At 41.4% G+C, this 18,541-nt stretch carries 18 protein-coding genes; 15 read left to right on the top strand and 3 right to left on the bottom strand.

The window, feature by feature from the left end:
* Positions 1–167: 167 nt before the first annotated feature.
* From metF to D0S24_RS12250, 14 genes are all read left to right on the top strand, one after another.
* Entirely contained in the window at positions 168–1,121 is a 954-nt protein-coding gene (gene metF, locus D0S24_RS12320) for a methylenetetrahydrofolate reductase [NAD(P)H] (protein WP_117020149.1), read from the top strand.
* A gap of 112 nt (positions 1,122–1,233) precedes the next feature.
* Positions 1,234–2,331, top strand: a complete 1,098-nt coding sequence (locus D0S24_RS12315) for an acyloxyacyl hydrolase (protein WP_117020148.1) — start codon at positions 1,234–1,236, stop codon at positions 2,329–2,331.
* A gap of 43 nt (positions 2,332–2,374) precedes the next feature.
* On the top strand, positions 2,375–3,184 hold the full coding sequence (locus D0S24_RS12310) for a head GIN domain-containing protein (RefSeq protein ID WP_117020147.1): 810 nt from the start codon (positions 2,375–2,377) through the stop codon (positions 3,182–3,184).
* A gap of 125 nt (positions 3,185–3,309) precedes the next feature.
* Entirely contained in the window at positions 3,310–4,398 is a 1,089-nt protein-coding gene (locus D0S24_RS12305; protein ID WP_117020146.1) for a serine hydrolase, read from the top strand.
* A gap of 121 nt (positions 4,399–4,519) precedes the next feature.
* A complete protein-coding gene (locus D0S24_RS12300; protein ID WP_117020145.1) occupies positions 4,520–4,984 on the top strand; it encodes a hypothetical protein in 465 nt (154 codons plus the stop codon).
* Positions 4,985–5,448: 464 nt separating this feature from the next.
* Positions 5,449–5,937 (top strand): VOC family protein, encoded by a 489-nt coding sequence (locus D0S24_RS12290; protein ID WP_117020143.1) that lies wholly within the window; start codon positions 5,449–5,451, stop codon positions 5,935–5,937.
* A gap of 89 nt (positions 5,938–6,026) precedes the next feature.
* Positions 6,027–6,821, top strand: a complete 795-nt coding sequence (locus tag D0S24_RS12285; RefSeq protein WP_117020142.1) for a DUF1080 domain-containing protein — start codon at positions 6,027–6,029, stop codon at positions 6,819–6,821.
* A 97-nt stretch (positions 6,822–6,918) separates the two neighbouring features.
* Entirely contained in the window at positions 6,919–8,256 is a 1,338-nt protein-coding gene (locus tag D0S24_RS12280; protein ID WP_117020141.1) for a Gfo/Idh/MocA family protein, read from the top strand.
* Between the two features lie 155 nt (positions 8,257–8,411).
* On the top strand, positions 8,412–9,113 hold the full coding sequence (gene radC / locus D0S24_RS12275; RefSeq protein ID WP_117020140.1) for a RadC family protein: 702 nt from the start codon (positions 8,412–8,414) through the stop codon (positions 9,111–9,113).
* Between the two features lie 78 nt (positions 9,114–9,191).
* Positions 9,192–10,487, top strand: coding sequence for a polysaccharide deacetylase family protein (locus tag D0S24_RS12270; RefSeq protein WP_117020139.1), 1,296 nt, complete (start codon positions 9,192–9,194; stop codon positions 10,485–10,487).
* Positions 10,480–11,169, top strand: a complete 690-nt coding sequence (locus tag D0S24_RS12265) for a YjjG family noncanonical pyrimidine nucleotidase (protein WP_117020138.1) — start codon at positions 10,480–10,482, stop codon at positions 11,167–11,169. Before D0S24_RS12270 ends, D0S24_RS12265 begins: the two co-directional genes overlap by 8 nt.
* Before the next feature lie 116 nt (positions 11,170–11,285).
* Positions 11,286–11,822 carry a hypothetical protein gene (locus D0S24_RS12260; RefSeq protein ID WP_117020255.1) on the top strand — a complete coding sequence of 179 codons (537 nt, stop codon included), beginning with the start codon at positions 11,286–11,288 and terminating at the stop codon, positions 11,820–11,822.
* Positions 11,819–13,255, top strand: coding sequence for a DUF5723 family protein (locus D0S24_RS12255; protein WP_117020137.1), 1,437 nt, complete (start codon positions 11,819–11,821; stop codon positions 13,253–13,255). The genes D0S24_RS12260 and D0S24_RS12255 overlap by 4 nt, the downstream gene beginning before the upstream one ends.
* A 278-nt stretch (positions 13,256–13,533) precedes the next feature.
* Positions 13,534–14,412 carry a hypothetical protein gene (locus tag D0S24_RS12250; RefSeq protein ID WP_147321450.1) on the top strand — a complete coding sequence of 293 codons (879 nt, stop codon included), beginning with the start codon at positions 13,534–13,536 and terminating at the stop codon, positions 14,410–14,412.
* Here the strand turns inward: D0S24_RS12250 and D0S24_RS12245 are convergent.
* Positions 14,409–15,686, bottom strand: coding sequence for a replication-associated recombination protein A (locus tag D0S24_RS12245; protein ID WP_117020254.1), 1,278 nt, complete (start codon positions 15,684–15,686; stop codon positions 14,409–14,411). The two genes, D0S24_RS12250 and D0S24_RS12245, sit on opposite strands and share 4 nt — an antisense overlap.
* A gap of 214 nt (positions 15,687–15,900) precedes the next feature.
* On the opposite strand from D0S24_RS12245, the gene D0S24_RS12240 reads away from it, so the two are divergent.
* Positions 15,901–16,641 (top strand): rhomboid family intramembrane serine protease, encoded by a 741-nt coding sequence (locus D0S24_RS12240; protein ID WP_117020135.1) that lies wholly within the window; start codon positions 15,901–15,903, stop codon positions 16,639–16,641.
* 189 nt (positions 16,642–16,830) lie between these two features.
* Here the strand turns inward: D0S24_RS12240 and rlmB are convergent, their stop codons facing one another.
* Together rlmB and D0S24_RS12230 are read right to left on the bottom strand one after the other, a co-directional pair.
* Entirely contained in the window at positions 16,831–17,568 is a 738-nt protein-coding gene (rlmB, locus tag D0S24_RS12235; RefSeq protein WP_117020134.1) for a 23S rRNA (guanosine(2251)-2'-O)-methyltransferase RlmB, read from the bottom strand.
* A 71-nt stretch (positions 17,569–17,639) separates the two neighbouring features.
* Complete coding sequence (locus tag D0S24_RS12230) at positions 17,640–18,524, bottom strand: hypothetical protein (protein WP_117020133.1); 885 nt, start codon at positions 18,522–18,524, stop codon at positions 17,640–17,642.
* Between the last annotated feature and the right edge of the window lie 17 nt (positions 18,525–18,541).

Below are 18,541 nucleotides of genomic sequence, written 5' to 3'. Positions count from 1 at the left end.
TATCTTTTTTATGACTTTGGAATAAAAAAATTAAGTGGATAGCCCGGCCACAAACCGACCTAAGGAAGGGGTTGTGGGCTGCCATAATACAATGGAAATTAGGAATAGTGCTTGTGTAGGGCAATAAATAATAGATAATGATCCTTTTTTAAGGATAGGGAAAAATTATGAAAGTAACGGAACACATTAAAAAAGCGGAAGGGAAGACCTTGTTTTCTTTTGAGGTAATACCACCGGTAAAAGGAAGAAGTATTCAAGAACTATACGATAATATTGACCCTTTAATGGAGTTTAAGCCACCCTTTATTGATGTAACTACTTCCAGGGAGGAGTACGTGTACATTGATAAGGGCGGGTTGTTGGATAAAAGGTTGACCCGTATGAGACCCGGCACCGTAGGTATTTGCGCCTCCATACAGCACAAATATGGTGTTGATACCGTTCCACATGTGCTCTGTGGTGGTTTTACCAAGGAAGAAACCGAGTATATGTTGGTAGATTGCCACTATTTGGGTATCCAAAATGTGATGGCACTTCGTGGGGATGCACGGAAAGAGGAACAGTATTTTAACCCTACCGAGGGGGGACATGCCTATGCTTCCGACCTGGTGAAACAGATATACGCCTTAAATAAAGGGAATTATTTACACGACAAGGTAGAGACGGTACACAGTGCCGATTTTTGTATCGGTGTTGCCGGCTATCCAGAAAAGCATATGGAGGCACCATCCTTGATTACCGATTTAAAACGATTACAGGAAAAGGTGGAGGCCGGGGCCGATTATGTGGTGACACAAATGTTTTTTGACAATCAGAAGTTTTTCGAATTTGTTGAGGCGGCCAAGAAAAAGGGAATCAACGTACCTATTATTCCGGGGATTAAGCCCATTGCCGTAAAGCGGCACTTGCAATTGTTGCCGCAAGTCTTTAAAATAGACCTGCCACAGGATTTGATCGATGCAGTTGATGAGTGTTCTTCCAATGCAGATGTACGCCAAGTAGGGATAGAGTGGGCCATTCAGCAATCCAAGGAACTTAAGGCAGCTGGCGTTCCCGTATTACACTATTATTCCATGGGAAAATCCGACAATATCGGGGCCATTGCCAAAGAGCTGTTCTAAGCGGACCTCTGGTCCAACTTTTCTGGAATTGGTTTCCAAGGTTCAGGGAAGTGTAACCAGCATTATTGAGTTTTAGAAAACCTATTTTAATTTTTCATTACATTTGCTCCCCATGAACCTAAGGCTATTTCTTATAGGCTGTCTGTCGACAGCTTTTTGTTTTTCACAAAATCGGCAGGAAACCAAGAGGTACACTTTGGATGTTAGCCAATTCTATGGTTCCGTACTCTTGCACAATCCGGATATTTCACATTTGATCACCAATCATCCAGGAGGTATTATTTTGGGTTACAATAGGAAGACTTATGGGGATGAGGAATGGCAGCAACGGTACAATTATCCCGATACAGGATTTTCGTTCGTTTATCAGAATATGAACAACAGCACTTTGGGGGAGAATTTTGGACTTTATGCCCATTATAATTTCTATTTTTTTAAAAGAAACCTTCAATTTAGGCTGGGGCAGGGCATAGCCTATAACACCAATCCCTTTGATAAGAACGAAAATTTTAGGAACAACGCCTATGGTTCCCACTTCTTAAGTTCAACCTATTTGATGCTCAACTATCACAAGGAAAATATGTTGAAAGGCCTCGGGTTCAAGGCCGGGATTTCCTTAATACATTATTCCAATGCCAACGTTACCGCACCCAATACCTCTACCAATACCATGGCCTTAAACGTTGGATTGACCTATGATCTGGATGGTGGGGAGGAAAGGGAATATATTAGGACCGAAAAAGTAAAGCTTGTAGAGCCGATAAAACTTAATCTTGCCTTTAGGTCAGGAATCAATGAGAGTGACGTGGTGGATTCCGGACAGTATGCTTTTTATATTTTTTCTGCCTACGTGGATAAGCGCTTTACGAGAAGAAGTGCCCTGCAGTTGGGTACGGAGGTGTACTTTTCCAATTTTTTAAAGGAACTTATACGCTATCAGTCGGTGGCCTTCCCGGAATATGGGGTACAGCCGGATGACGATTACAAACGTGTTGGGGTGTTTATGGGGCATGAACTTTTTATTAATAAAATGTCGGTAATTGCCCAATTGGGATATTACGTGTACTATCCTTTCGATTTTGAAGGAAAGGTCTATAATAGGATTGGCCTGAAGCGATATTTTTCCAATAAGGTCTATGGGGCCATAAGTTTAAAATCGCATGGAGCTAAAGCGGAAGCTGTGGAATTTGGGGTGGGAGTCAGGTTATAGGACCTATGAATTTGGCTGATACCACGCTTAAAACATTGATAATATGAACTGTATTATTTTGAACATAGGATTAAGGTTGAAGCGCGTTGTGACGGTTGTGGCCAGGTACTGCATACTATTGGCGATTATGTTGTTTCTTGTGAATTGTAATAGTGAAAATGTGTCCGATTGTTTTCAGAATGCAGGGGATATAAGTAGGGAAATCGTGGAGGTCCCTAATTTTAGTACGATTACGGTTTATGAGAATGTACAATTGATACTAAAACAGGGCAGTCCGTTAAAGGTAGAAGTGGAAACGGGGGAATATTTACGGAACGAAGTTGAGGTGGAGGTTACGGATGACCGACTTTTGTTACGAGATACCAATGATTGCAATTTTACCAGAAAATACGGCCTTACCAAGGTTTTTGTTACAGCTCCAAATATTACGGAAATCAGGAGCAGTACGGGACGCGATATCCTTAGTGAGGGCGTATTGGCCTATCCCACATTAACCCTCATTTCCGAGAGCTTTAACGACCCAGATGCCGGATACACCAGTGGGGAGTTCAATTTGGAATTGGACACCCAAAATTTGGCCATTGTTTCCAATGGAATTTCATTCTATAATTTAAGGGGCAGAACGGTTAATTTTAATATTATTTTTGCCGCAGGGGATTCCCGTTTGGAGGCAGAGGCGCTAATGGCAGATAACATTAGCTTTAACCATAGGGGATCCAATGATATGCGCATATATCCACAGGAATCGCTAAATGGTACTTTGCGCGGTACAGGAGATGTGGTAAGTTTTAATAGACCGGGAATCGTGGAGGTGGAGCAATTGTACAAGGGGGAACTTATATTTAGTGAATAATGCCGTATTGTTGATCTGAAGCGGCACGCTCAGCTGTTATAGGGATTATTCCCAGAAAATACTGGATAGGACTGCCCAGTGAGGCTCCAAGTAGCTAAGCTTTAATATTAATCCATACCCACCCGATGAATTCCATTTTAAATTATGTAAAGAATTTTTTTAGCTCCCAAAGGGGAATGGGCGGGGACAGGGAATTATTGGGCAGTATCCGGGCAGATCATATTTTACAAAAGCTGATAGAGGACCAACAGGTTCCCGGTCTTGCCATTACTGTCCTTAAAAATAATGAAGTGTACTTTGAAAAAGGCTATGGATTTGCGGATTTGGAGCAGCAGACTAGCATAGATCCCCAAAACACCATCTTTAGGATCGCCAGTGTGTCCAAGCCCCTTGCAGCGGCCGCTTTGGCCATTATGGTGGAGGAGGGACAATTGGATCTGGACACTTCCATCTATAAGTACGTTCCCTACTTTCCGAAAAAAGATTTCGATATTACGCTGAGACAATTGGCGGGACACACGGCTGGAATTAGAGGCTATCAGGGCGGGGAATATGGCCTTAACAAGCCTTTGACTATAAAGGAGTCGCTTGTCCTGTTCCAGGATGACGGGCTACTTTTTGAACCGGGAAAGGGATTTCAATATACCAGTTTTGACTGGGTATTGATCTCTTTGGCCATGCAGGAAGTAAGTGGTATGCCCTTTGCGGACTATGTTCAGGAAAAAGTAATAAAGCCTTATGGATTAAAAAATACGTTTCCTGAAATCCAAGGGGATCTTCCTCCCAACTGTAGTACTTTTTATTCCAAGGGCAGATTGGGGTTCAGGAAAGCCATTCCGGTGAACAATGCCTACAAGTTGGCCGGTGGGGGCTATTTGTCCACCTCCGCGGATATTGCCCGTTTTGGACAGTTATATTTAGGTCCGAAATTGAAGGAAGGTAGCCTGCGGTCCCAATTTCTCACCTCTGGGACCATTAATGGGGTTCCTACCTACTACGGGCTTGGATGGCAGGTTGCCCAGGATAGGTTGGGCAGGGGTTACTATGGACATGTGGGCAATGGGGTAGGCGGCTATGCCGTATTCTATGTATACCCGGAGCAGGATATGGTTTTTTCCATTATGATCAACTGCACCAATCCTGGGGTATTGGATATCTTGGAGGAGGTAATATCTATTTTTCTTGATGATGTAGATCGTTATACCCTTGCTTAAATGCATAAGTAGAATATGCAACCAAATTATAATATATACATCTTAACATCAGTATTTTAATTAGCTAAAAATCTCTTGAGAGAATTCTTTGGAACAAGCTTACTTTTAACACAAGCAACAAATGAAAAAGGGTGTATTTCTTTTATTGATGATCGGCGTATTGCTTTCCTGCGAAAAAAATGAGGTGAATCCTTCAGATATAAAGCAGTTGGGCTATGGTACCTCCTTTGGAATGTGTGTTGGCTATTGTAAGAACGAAATGTTGTTAAAGTCGGACACGGTAATCTATACCCGTTCCGGGTGGAATAAGCAGGTAGATTCTATTGATTGCAAAGAAAACTTGACCCAATTGAGTTGGGACTCTATAAAAAAAATGGTAGATTTAAATGAATTTTTTTCATTGCAAGAAATCTTGGGATGTCCGGATTGTGCAGATGGAGGGGCAGAGTGGTTGGAGATTGAAAATTTTTCTGGAAAGAAATACAAGGTCACTTTTGAATACGGCAAGGCACCCGAGGAATTGGAGACTATTATAAATGCCTTACGGAAACAAATCGAGAAGGGTATTCATTTCGGGGAGTTTTAAAGAATTACACTCAAATTTTGCCCACAAAAAAATATAAAATGAAACATTTCATCTTTTTTTGCTCAGTATTTTTTTTTTGGCAGTAGTTTAAATGCCCAGCAAAACCCAATATCGTCTATAGATAAAGATGTATTGGTCAAGGATTGGAGCGAGCATGAGGCCAATACATTTAAAAAAAAGGGGAAAGGGTCAAAGGATTCTATTATTTTTGATTTCAATTTTAAAGATCGGCTTGGTAATTTGATGGACAATCAGAAGTCCAATAACATTGCTACAAAGAAAAAGACCGTAGAAATGCCCATTGTTAGGCCTTCGGGTAATTATCCCATGACTATTTATCGCATTGACAGCACCAACACATACGCCGCAAGAATTTATAAATATTGATGGGTTCCGTGCTGGTTGATTTACAATATTAAGGGCAGTAATTAAAAATAGATTTTCAGGTCAAAATCACTTCAAAAATGGAAAATGAATATACCATTCCAGCACAGGCCAGAATTGGCCACGTACATTTAAAGGTGGCGGATCTGGAAAGGTCCTTGGATTTTTATTGTAATCTGTTGGGCTTTGAAGTGACCACTAGGTATGGAAGTCAGGCCGCTTTTATTTCCGCCGGGGGATACCATCATCATATTGGGTTGAATACTTGGCATAGCAAAGGGCTGGCCCCAGCACCTACCAACAGTGTGGGCTTGTTCCACACCGCAATAGTATATCCTACCAGAAAAGATCTCGCAACAATATATATGCATTTGTTGAAGGCAGAGTATCCATTGACAGGAGCCAGTGACCATGGTGTTTCTGAAGCTATTTATTTGGATGACCCGGACAAAAACGGAGTAGAACTTTATTGGGATCGCCCCAAAGGTCTTTGGACCTATGAGCCGGACGGATCCTTGACAATGTTTACAAAGCCATTAAATATGACGAATTTGTTACAGGAGTTGTAATTGGATTAAATTACACTTCACTATCTTAGGTCTCTTGTAATTTTTTTTTATCTTCATGTTTTAATAAATACTTCAGAATTATTAATTACATGAAACAATTAATTGCCCTTTTTACCATTGCAGTGGTGCTATCGTCCTGTAAGACCAAAACCGACCCAAAACCCGAAGCCAAGGCAGAAGCTGTAGCGCAGACCGAAAACTGGATCTATCTGTTTGATGGAGTAACTACTAATGGATGGAGGGCTTACAATGGGGATGTCCTGCCTCCTGGTTGGGTCGTTAAGGACAGCGTATTGACGTTTGATACCGAATTGGGGCTGGAGCAGGATTATACCGGAGGAAAGGATATTATCTATGGTCTGGAGGAGTTTGATAATTTTGAATTGTATGTGGAATGGAAATTGCCGAAAGGAGGCAATAGCGGGATTTTTTATCATTTAAAAGAAGGGGTTCCCAATGAAGGCCCATCTACGATTTCGCCGGAATATCAATTGATAGATGATGAGAATTATGACAAGATCCATGATCTTACGGAGTATAACATGAGTTTAGGGCATACGGAAAACCCTTCCAAACTTCAACCTTTGCAGCAAACCGCTTCGGACTATGCCATGCATGTTGCAGATCCAAAACAAAAAGTACTGAATCCTGTAGGGGAATGGAATTCCTCTAAAATTGTATTTACACCGGAGCAGGTAGAACATTGGCTCAATGGCAAGAAGGTACTTTCTTTTGTGCCTTGGTCCAAGGATTGGTACGAGAAAAAGAATTCGGGAAAATGGAAGAATGCTGAAAATTATGGCCGTTTTAAAACGGGCTATATTGGGTTTCAAGATCACTCCAGTCCCATTTGGTTCAAGAATATAAAAATCAGGAAATTATAAATTAGATCAGGAAACAAGCCGTGGTTTAAAGTTAAAATCAACCGATCTGCCCCTTGGGGAATTGCCCTGGCCATTAAAAACAAAAAAACTTATATCGATGAAAAAAAGAGACTTTCTAAAAAGTACCGCTGCCTTGGGCTTAACGGCCCTGCTGCCCACCTCGGTTTGGGCATTGTCCAAAAACGGACGCTTAAGAACGGCCCATATAGGGGTCAGTAATATGGGAGGTAACGACTTGGCTTCCATTTCGTCCCATGAACTTGTGGATGTAGTGGCACTTTGCGATGTGGATTCCAAGGCATTGGCAGCAGCAAAAAAATTGCATCCCAACGCTGTAGTTTACAAGGATTATAGGGTGATGCTCAATGAAATGAGGAACGATATAGATGCCGTAATAGTCTCGACCCCGGACCATACCCATGCTCCCGCTTCAATGATGGCCATGGACTTCGGGAAACCCGTATATTGTCAAAAACCCCTTACCCATCATGTGGTGGAGGCCAGAGCGATGCGCAAAAAGGCAAAAGAAAAAAACCTGGTGACCCAAATGGGAATTCAGGTACATTCTTTTTATGACTATAAGTTGGCTACCCTATTGATCCAATCCGGAATTATAGGGAAGGTAAGTACGGTTAGGGCATGGTCTCCCAAGAACTGGGGCTTTGATGGGCCGGAACCAAAAGGATCGGACCCGGTGCCCGATAATTTGGATTGGAACCTCTGGTTGGGAACCTCTGCCGAAAGACCCTATAAGGAAGGGTATTACCATCCTGCCAACTGGAGAAAAGTGTTGGACTACGGTTGTGGTACCTTGGGGGATATGGGGGTACATATTTTTGACACTCCTTACAACGCCCTTAAATTGGACGTGCCCATGACCATAAAGAACCAATGTAGAAAACCTACGGGATTTGGATTTCCCGAGAAAAATACGGTTACCTATACCTTTCCGGGAACCGAATATACGGCCGATACCTTAAAATGGATCTGGTACGATGGCAAAGGGGCCCCAGAGAAACATAAAGACCTGCGATTGCCCAACAATGACAAACTCCCCGGGCAAGGGGCAATGTTTGTTGGTGAAAAGGGCAGACTTTTATTGCCGCATTTTATGGAATTGCCCAGACTAATTGTAGATGGTAAATATCAGGAACTGGATTTGTCCATAATCAAGGATCAAGATGCCATTGGAGAGCCGGTTAGGGACTATGATTCCGAAGGTAACAAGCACTACCATCAGTTCGTGGACGCCTGTTTGGGCAAGGCCGAATGTAGTGCCCCCTTTGAATATTCGGCGAGACTTACCGAAACTATTTTGTTGGGGGTCATAGCTGGCCGCTTTCCCAATAAGACATTGCATTGGGATAATGCCACCGCAAGATTTTCGGAACCCGAGGCCAATAAGTTCTTGGACGCACCTTACAGGGATTTCTAAAGCCTAATCGCATATCTAAAATAGTTAAAAGCCCATCGGCCATTTTTTATAGGAATGGTGGATGGGCTTTTTTTATTGATGAATTTATGTTCCTGATTACCATAATATTTGGTTTGGCAACTATGATAAAACCAGAAGATTCTTATCTTTAGGTTATGCAACAAAAGCCCTATTCCTTCTCTATAAAAAATTGGTCCGACGATGATAAGCCTCGCGAGAAATTGGTGCAAAAGGGAACATCCGTTCTGTCCGATGCGGAACTGATAGCCATACTCATACGTATAGGAAGTAAGAATGAAAGTGCCGTGGAGCTTTCGAAACGTATTTTGTCCTCTACGAACAACAATTTGAACGAACTGGGGAAATTGTCCATAACACAGCTGATGCAATTTAAGGGCATAGGGGAGGCCAAGGCCGTTACTATCGCTGCTGCCCTGGAGATAGGGAGGAGACGTAGGGGGGAAGCGGCCCAAAAAATAACGAAAATAAACAGCAGTAAAAATGTATTTGAACTATTACAGCCTAAGATGGGGGAGCTGCCCCATGAAGAGTTTTGGATAGTTTTTCTTAATAATTCCAATACGGTGCTGCACGCCGGGCAACTTAGTAAGGGAGGGATTACGGGAACGTTGGTAGACGTTCGCCTAGTGCTGAAGCAATCCTTGGAGATTGGCGCAGTAGGATTGATATTGGCCCATAACCACCCTTCAGGTACTTTAAGGCCAAGCGAGGCCGATAAGCAGATTACAAGAAAACTAAAAGTAGCGGCAGAGGCCTTGGATATAAAAGTTTTGGACCATATCATCATCACACAAAAAGAATACTTTAGTTTTGCGGACGAAGGTTTGCTTTTTTGAGTTAAGGGAGCTATAAGCTGAAGGTATTAAGCGGGCACCGCTTGTAGCCTAAGGCATACTGCTAAAATTATAAAAATTATGCTACTAGTCTATACCCATAAAATTACGCATCGCTTTAGTTATATTATGCGGCATATATTTACGACTATTTTGGGAATAGAGGTTACCTACACCACGAAAGTCGAGGATTTTATTAAACATACCGGGCCTAAAATCACCTACACCAAACAACCCTTACAGAACGAATTCTTTGTGCGGAGCAATGACCTTTTGTTTGAACAGGGAATAAATGACATTCAGATCTATATTGCGGATTGGCAGGGTACACCGTGTTTTTTCGCTACTGGGGACAGAAGCAATTTGCCCTACGATATTTTTTCCGCAAGTTTTTATATGCTGAGCAGGTACGAAGAGTATCTACCTCATGTTAAGGACATGCATGGTAGGTTTTCCCCCAGGGACAGTTTGGCATTTCAACATGATTTTCTGGAAAAACCATTGGTAGATATTTGGGCCCAAAAGCTATTGTCCGCACTCAAGGAAAAATTTAAGGATCTGAAGCACAGGCCAAGAAATTATAGCTATACCTCCATCATTGATGTTTCCAGTTCCCATTGTTTTGCACATAGAGGTTTCGTCCGGGGTATGTCCGGATTTCTTTTCGATTTGGCTTCCCTAAAGATTCGAAGGGTTTTTGATCGGGTTTCGGTATTGGTCAAGTTAAAAAAGGATCCCTATGACAACTTTTTTGAGCTGATAGAATTACATAGGAATAACAAGGTGAAGGGCATGTTCTTTTTCCAGTTCGCGGAGTATTCCACCTACGACAAAAATGTGTCCCCCAACAATAATAAATTTAAGCACTTGATTAAATCCGTAGCGGACTACGATAAGGTTTCCTTGTCCTGTTCCTACAGTTCCTTTAATGATATAGCCTTGCTCAAGGAGGAGAAAAAAAATCTAGCCAATGTAATCAATAGACCTGTTGCCAGTTCGCGTATGCGCTATAACAGGGTGGATGTTCCAGAAACATATAGGAATTTGATCGAAGCTGGTTTTACGGACGACTATACCATGGGGTATACCCATGAAATAGGATTCCGCGCAGGTACCTGTACGCCTTTTTATTTTTATGATATTCCCTTGGAGGTCCAGCAGCCAATTAGGATACATCCCTTTGCCGTGCACGATTACGGTTTGTTGAAATACAGGAACAGGACAGAGGCATTTTCCGCCGTGGAAAGACTTTATTTGGAAGCAAAAAAGGTAAACGGAAAGTTCATAACGGTTTTTTCGAATGAATTGATTGGGGGAGAAAGTAAATTGAACTGGAAGAAATTATATAGTAGTATCCTAAAAAGAGTGAATGTTTAAGAACCTAGTTACGGATGTTTTTTTCGATTTGGATCATACCCTATGGGATTTTGAAAAAAACTCGGCCCTGACCTTTCAAAAAATTTTTTCAGAGAACTCTGTAAGTGTTGGCCTAAACGATTTTTTAAAGGTATATGTACCCATAAACTTTGAATTTTGGAAGTGGTATCGGGAAGGGAAAATAACCAAGGGTGAATTGAGGTTCCAAAGACTGAAAATTACCTTTGATACGCTCGGGTATTCCATTTCCAATGAAACCATTAATGTGCTATCCGATCAGTATATAGCGCATTTACCTTCCTACAACCATCTTATTCCTAACACAATAGAGGTTTTGGATTATTTGAAGCCCAAATATAAATTGCATATCATCACCAACGGCTTTCAGGAAATACAGCAAAGAAAATTACAGGGTTCCAACATATACAATTATTTTGGACATATCATCAATTCGGAAATGGCAGGTGTTAAAAAGCCGGACCCAATAATCTTTAGATTGGCACTGGATAGGGCCAAAGTGCTGCCCCAAAATTCCTTGATGATCGGAGACAGTCTGGAGGCGGATATTTTGGGAGCAAAGTCTGTTGGGCTGCATACCCTTCATTTCAACGCCAATAATGAACCCATGCACGAATTTTGCGAAATGATTCACGATTTAAGTGAAATAAAATACTATTTATAGAGTTATATTTAAAGAGTAACACTATAACAACACGGTATCAGTGTCCGGCCAAGGTTTAAATTACCCGTGGGTTTAGGCTTGACATGGCACCAGTAGTTGTTCTTGGAAGGTTAGGTATGAAAAATAAAATTTTGCTTCCCGCCTTTATTCTGCTTGCGTTCTATTCCTGTATAGAAAGGCAAAACTTTGACCAATACGATGATTTGGAAATCATTCCTACAGTAGAGGCGGGTATATTGTATATAGAATCCCCAGAAAGATTACTGAATGAAATACCCGGACAGGATTTTTATTCCCAAGATTTTAATTTTGACGGTTTTAGTGTAGATGCCTTCTCGGATCGGGTCTTGGATGGCTTTGTATTTTATGAAATAGAGAATACGACCAGTAAGGAAATGGAGGCCACGGTGGAATTTTTGGATGAAGGAGGGAATACTCTAGATACCCAGTATTTTCATATAGACCCGGCTCCAACGCTCCTTGTGCAATTACCGGTAGCCTATGGTACCGGACGGAGCATAGAAATTATAAAAAATACTTCGAGTATACAGGTCAGTGTTCGAAATCTGGGAGATAATAGCAGCGTATCCAGCCTCCCTGACCCAAAAATTATTTTTAGGTCCAGTGGTAAATTTAGACTTCGTTTAAAATGAAGCAAGGCAAACTGGTCTTATTATCATGTTTATTGGGCTGTATCTTTGTAACTGCCCAGAACAAGCAAATTCTGTACGATTTTACCGAGATTCCCCAGGCATTAATGATCAATCCGGGAATGTCCACGGACTTTCAATGGTATGCCGGAATCCCTATGCTGTCCGGAATTTCATTACAGGCCGGAAGCAATGGCATTACGGTAAACGATTTGTTTGCGGACGACGGAGTGGATTTTAACGTAAAGGTCAGGGAACGGGCCATATATGGGATGAACACGCGTGACGAACTTAGTGGTACCTACCAGGTGGAATTGTTGAATGGTGGATTTCGGGGCCGTAATCCGGATAATTTCTATTCTTTTGGGATTTACAATGAAGGCGATGCTATAGGCTATTGGTTTAAGGATTATGCCATCCTGGCCTTTGAGGGCAATGCCGATCAATTGGGAAGAAGATTTGATCTCGGGCATTTAAAAACACGCGGGGAGATGCTCAATGTGTTTCATTTTGGGATGAACAAAAGAGTGGATGGCTCCCTTACCCTTGGCGGAAGGGCAAAAATATATTCCAGTGCCTTTAATTTTTCATCCACCAAAAACAAGGGTTATTTTGTAACCAATGAAGGACAAAACAATCTTTTGGCCAATACCATTGATGCCGACTTGGAATTAAGATCCTCCGGACTTAATGAAATAGAGGATGCCCTGGACAACGATAGCTCCCTTTTACCTGGAATTTTAACAAGGAGACTATTTTTTGGGGGAGATTTGGGATTTGGAATAGACCTGGGATTTACATATAATTTGAACAAGCAAACCGTTTTGACCGGAAGTTTGTTGGATCTGGGGTTCATATATAGTTCCACCGACGTTAAAAATTATACCGTAAAGGGCAATGCCACCGTGGAGGGGATAGAAGTAATTTTGCCCGATGCTTTTTCCAATACTAATGACGATTTCTGGCAAGATTTAGTAGATGAGGTAGATGCTTTGGTTCCCCATGGGACCAATAATAAGAGCTATATCTATTTTAGGCCCACCAAACTGTACGGTTCCATACGCTATAATTGGGGAGAGCCCTCAAATCCAAATATGGATTGTGACTGTAACTATATGGTGTCCAAAAGAAGGGACAATACCAAATACGCCAATGGTGTTGGCGGACAATTATATATGATCAATAGGCCCAGAGGTCCGCAAGCTGCACTTACTGCCTTTTATATGCGAAGATTTGGAAGGGCCTTGGCGCTAAAAACAACCTACACCGTGGATAAGTTTTCTTGGAGCAATATTGGCTTGGGAGTCAATCTACAGGCCGGTCCGGTAAATATCTATGTAATGGCGGACAACCTCTTGGCCTATAGGAACCTTGCGGATAGTCACTACTCTTCTTTTCAATTAGGATTAAATATTATATCTTGGGGGAAAAAATAATAGTTGAACCAAGGCAACCAACAATCAACAATAATGTTTTTAAATGTTTCTTTGTAAGGAATACTATTTTGGGTTTTATTGTGCAATAGTAGTATTGGTTTAGTTTTTGCTTTCATTATTATTTATGTTTACGAATTTTCGCTCGCAAATAGATTACAAAAGTATGGTGCTACCTTTTATGTTATTGAATATAAAATAAAAGGATACCCGAGCGGCAATATCAACACTAACAATGAAATTTTAAACAGATGAAACGAGCATTAATAAATTTTAAACGTGTGAAAAACTTTTTTTTGCCCCTTGTTTTTATGTGTGGCTTTTTGGGTATGTCCCAAGCCGAATTGAACCAATACAAATACATTATAGTTCCTACGAAATTTGAAACTTTTAAAAGTGAGAATCAGTATCAGACGAGTACTATGATCAAATATAATCTTGTTGAAAACGGATTTACCGCTGTTTATGACAATGACTTGCCCGCAGATCTGATGGCCAATAGATGTCTTGGGCTGCTTTTGAATCTTAAAGATGATTCCTCCATGTTCACTACCAAGGTAACCCTGACCCTCAAGGATTGTCAATCCAGGGAGGTCTACACTACGGTGGAAGGGAGTAGCAAGGAGAAGGACTTCAAAACGTCCTATTCGGAGGCCATAAAGGAATGTTTCGTATCCTTGTCCGGCCTAGGGTATAAATATGAACCAATGGAGACTAATGCGCCCCTTACCGTGAATTTTAAAAATGATGTTAATAAAGTGGCAGGGAATGCCAATGTAGCTTCAAATCAAAATACCCCTAATCCGGTGGTTCAACAAAAAGCCACTTTGGAGGAGCAGTCCTACAAAAGTATGGAACCGTTACCGTCCAATATTACCAAGGCAGAAAATAGCTCGGAAATGACCCCGGCCCAGGTAGCGTACAAATCGGATAGTGCCACTGTTTTGTATGCCCAGCCAACAGCCTTTGGATACCAACTAGTAGATGTTACCCCAAAAATAGCAATGTGGTTATGGAAAACATCCTTAAGTAATGTTTTCCGTGCAGAGGCAACAGAGGGTGTGCCGGATGGTGTGGTTTTAAAAAAAGGGGAAAAATGGTACTTTGAATATTACGAGGGTGATAAATTAATTGGGCAGGAACTGAATATCAAATTTTAGAGTTCATATTTATCTTTCCACCGTTTTTTTAGGAAATCTTTTATAGCATTTTCCCTTTGGTTATTGCCCGGGCGGTAAAAACTTGTTTTTGCCACTTCTTTGGGCATAAATTCTTCGGCAATAAAATTATTTTCAAAGTCGTGGGCATATTTATAATCTTCCCCGTAACCCAAATCTTTCATTAGTTTGGTGGGCGCGTTGCGCAATGCCAAAGGTACGGATAGGTCTCCAGTTTGTTTTACGGTTTGCTGGGCCTTGTTGATGGCCATATAACTGGCATTGCTTTTTGGGGAGGTGGCCAAATAGATAACGCACTGGCTCAATATGATCCTAGCCTCTGGATATCCAATGGTAGTAACGGCTTGAAAGGTAGTATTGGCCATTACCAGGGCCGTAGGATTGGCATTACCAATATCCTCTGAGGCTAAAATAAGGAGGCGTCTTGCAATAAATTTTACATCCTCCCCACCTTCTATCATCCGGGCCAACCAATACACCGCAGCATTGGGGTCGCTCCCTCGTATCGATTTTATAAAAGCGGAGATAATATCGTAATGCTGTTCCCCAGTTTTATCGTACAGGACAGTGTTTTTCTGTATTTTGGCCAGAACCAGATCGTCCGTAATAGTAACAGTATCCGACGCTTCCGAATTGATGATGAGCTCAAATATATTGAGCAATTTTCTTCCATCACCTCCAGAAAGTCGCAATAGTGCCTCGGTTTCCTTAAGTTTTATTTTTTTGGACTTCAAAAAGTGGTCCTGTTCCATTGCTCTATGTAACAGGGCTTCGAGGTCTTCCCTGCCAAAAGGGTTCAGGATATATACCTGACAGCGGGATAGGAGTGCCGGAATTACTTCGAAGCTGGGGTTTTCCGTAGTGGCCCCGATGAGGGTAACCCATCCTTTTTCCACAGCACCTAATAGGGAATCCTGTTGCGATTTGCTAAAGCGATGGATTTCATCAATAAAAAGTATGGGATTTTTGGTGGTAAACAGACCCCCACTTTGTTTGGCCTTTTCTATAACTTCACGTACATCCTTAACACCGCTGCTTATAGCACTCAGGGTATAGAACGGGCGGCCACTTTCGTGGGCAATAATATTGGCCAAAGTGGTTTTTCCTGTACCTGGGGGGCCCCAAAGAATCAAGGAGGGCAAAATTCCTTTCTTAATTTGGTAGGTCAATGATCCATTTTCACCCACCAAATGATTTTGGCTTATGTAATCCTGCAAGGTTTTGGGGCGTACCCTTTCTGCTAACGGTTCGTTCATAATGTAAAAATAAAACATTTATAGAGATGACAATTTATTCGAATAGGCAAATAGGCATTAGCCAGTAGCCAAAAAGGGAAATAGACAAAAGAGGTTCTAGCCAAGGAAAGGAACTAAAAAAGGGATGTTAATTTCTATATTTTCAAATCAACAAATTACTATATTAACTCCATAACTCCATAACCATTTAACCATTATTTATTATATTTCCCACATGACAGAGAGCAACTATTTCAAATTTTCCAACCGGGTAGTGGTATTTCCTTTACTGGCGGTACTCTCTATCTGGACCGTATATTGGTTTGAAATTCGGTTTCAGGTAAATTTTAATGATTATGGTGTTTATCCCAGGACCTTAAATGGGTTGAGGGGAATTGTCTTTAGTCCGTTTATACATTCGTCCGTAGAACATTTGTATAATAATACCATTCCAATTGCTATTCTTACGGCCTCCCTCGCTTACTTCTACAGGAAAATAGCTATTAAAGTATTATTATGGGGAATTCTATTATCGGGAACTATAACTTGGCTCATAGGAAGACCGTCCTATCATATTGGAGCCAGTGGCTTAATCTATGTATTGGTGAGCTTTATTTTCTTTAAAGGGATTTTATCCAAGCATTACCGCTTGGTGGCCCTCTCCTTGATGGTTGTTTTCATCTATGGCAGTTTATTGTGGTACATTTTCCCCGTTGAGGACGGAATTTCTTGGGAGGGACATTTAGGTGGATTTATCACAGGTATATTTTTGGCGTTGGCCATAAAGGCCCCGCTGCCCAAATTGAAAAAATATGAATGGGAAAGGGAGGATTATGATGAGGAAGCGGATGAATTCATAAAACATTTTGATGAACATGGAAATTTTTTGGAACACAGGCCTCCTGACCAAGAGGAAAACATTGTCATTAAATATCATTTCAAAAAAGATTTGGGAGAAGGTAAAGAAGATAATTGAATATTTTTTGGTCTATTGCAGCCGAGAACTTAATGATACTCAATGGATAAAATATAACAATGTGAAGATTTCGAACTACTAAATACTCACTTCTCACTGAAAGTCCTCCCCCTGGCCCCCTCCCAAGGAGGGGGATAGATTTGGTAAAATTATATCTGATGACAAAACAGGTTCTTCACTTCTCATAACTCAATCCATTCGCTGTCTTACGGCTTCGTAGAGGAAAACGCCACAGGCCACCGAAACATTTAGCGAACCAATTTCTCCCAATAAGGGAAGTTTTGCCATATGGTCCGCAGCTTTTAGAATGGATGGGGAAATGCCAACATCTTCGGAACCCATAATAATAGCGCAAGGTTCCTTAAAGGAAACTTCGTATATGGTATTTTCCGTTTTTTCGGTAGCGGCTATAACCTTTATGCCCGATGCCTGTAAATAGAATACGGCATCCTTAATGTGGTCTATCTTGGCGATTGGCACTCGAAAAGCAGCTCCTGCAGAGGTTTTAATGGTATCTGCGGTTACCGGGGCAGCACCTTTCTTCTGTATGATTATACCATCTACCCCTGTGCACTCGGCCGTTCTTATGATGGCCCCAAAGTTGCGCACATCAGAGAGTTGGTCCAACAAAAGGAATAGAGGGGTTGTTTTGGTCCCCAATGTTCTTTCAACCAATTCTTCTACCGTTAAAAAAGTGATAGGGGATATATTGGCTACAACGCCCTGATGATTGCTTTTGGTAAGCCTGTTTAATTTTTCAATGGGCACATAGGAAGAGCTAATACCATTTTTGCGGATCAGCGTTTCCATATCCCTGGACAGGTCGCCCTTAAGGCCTTTTTGTATAAAAACCTTGTCTATGGGCTCATTGGATTTTATAGCTTCAATAACTGCCCTGATGCCATAAATTTGTTCGGTGTTCTTCATGGGGCAAAGGTAAATAAAAAACCACCCGGTGAAGGGTGGTTTGTTTTAAAAAGTAAAATACTGATACTTTATTATTCGGCACAAAGAATTACGGTCAAGGGGCCTCCAGCTGCTTCCCCAACACCTGATTCCAAAAGTAGTTCATCATTTGGACCATAGATTTCAAAGCTGATTTCGCCATATTGGTCACCGGGAAATTGCCAAACGGCCACTTCGGTTCCTTCAGGAATGGTAACGGTTGCCGTACCATCGGTAAAATCGCCTACACAGTCGTACGGACTGTCCACGTATGGATTGCACAATCCAACTTCCGCTGTAATTACACCATCCAAGATCAATTGTAGTCCATTTCCGCCATTTCCATCATTAGTTTGCCATCCATCGGCAAAAGAGTCATGCATTTCAATTCTATAGGTGCCCGGTTGCGGGGCACAAGTTACGGCATAAGATAGGAAATAAGTGTTACCTGCGATCTGATTAAAATCTGCGGCATAGTAATTGGGCTCACCTTTGGCATTTAAGGTTTCCAATACGGTCCCGTCCTTCATAGTGAAAGCTGGATAGAACATTACATTGTCTCCGGCATTCATATCCGATGCTGAACCAATTTCAGAAAAGGCACTAATAACTTCAGAACCTGTGATGACATAATCCTTAGGAAAACTCGTTACATTGGCATCCATGGTAACAGGCCCGTAAATTGCGCCATCAACAGTTTTATAAAGTGCTTTTAAATCAAAGGATTGGGGGTCGCCCACACTTAGATCTACGGTAAACTGAAGTTCAAGATCTGCAAAAGTTGTATTGACAATGAACTCTGGACTACCTTCAGCCAATGTTAAATTGGGCAATGCACCATTTTCTAAAATTAGTTTTGAATCTCCCCCATCATCATCACAGGACATCATTAGCGCAAATAGTGCTAAAAAGAGGGTTAAATTATATATTTTTTTCATGATATGAATTTTATGGA

Source organism: Arenibacter sp. P308M17, from assembly GCF_003426735.1.
Taxonomy (GTDB): Bacteria; Bacteroidota; Bacteroidia; order Flavobacteriales; family Flavobacteriaceae; genus Arenibacter.
This window is presented reverse-complemented; position numbering and strand designations above follow the sequence as displayed.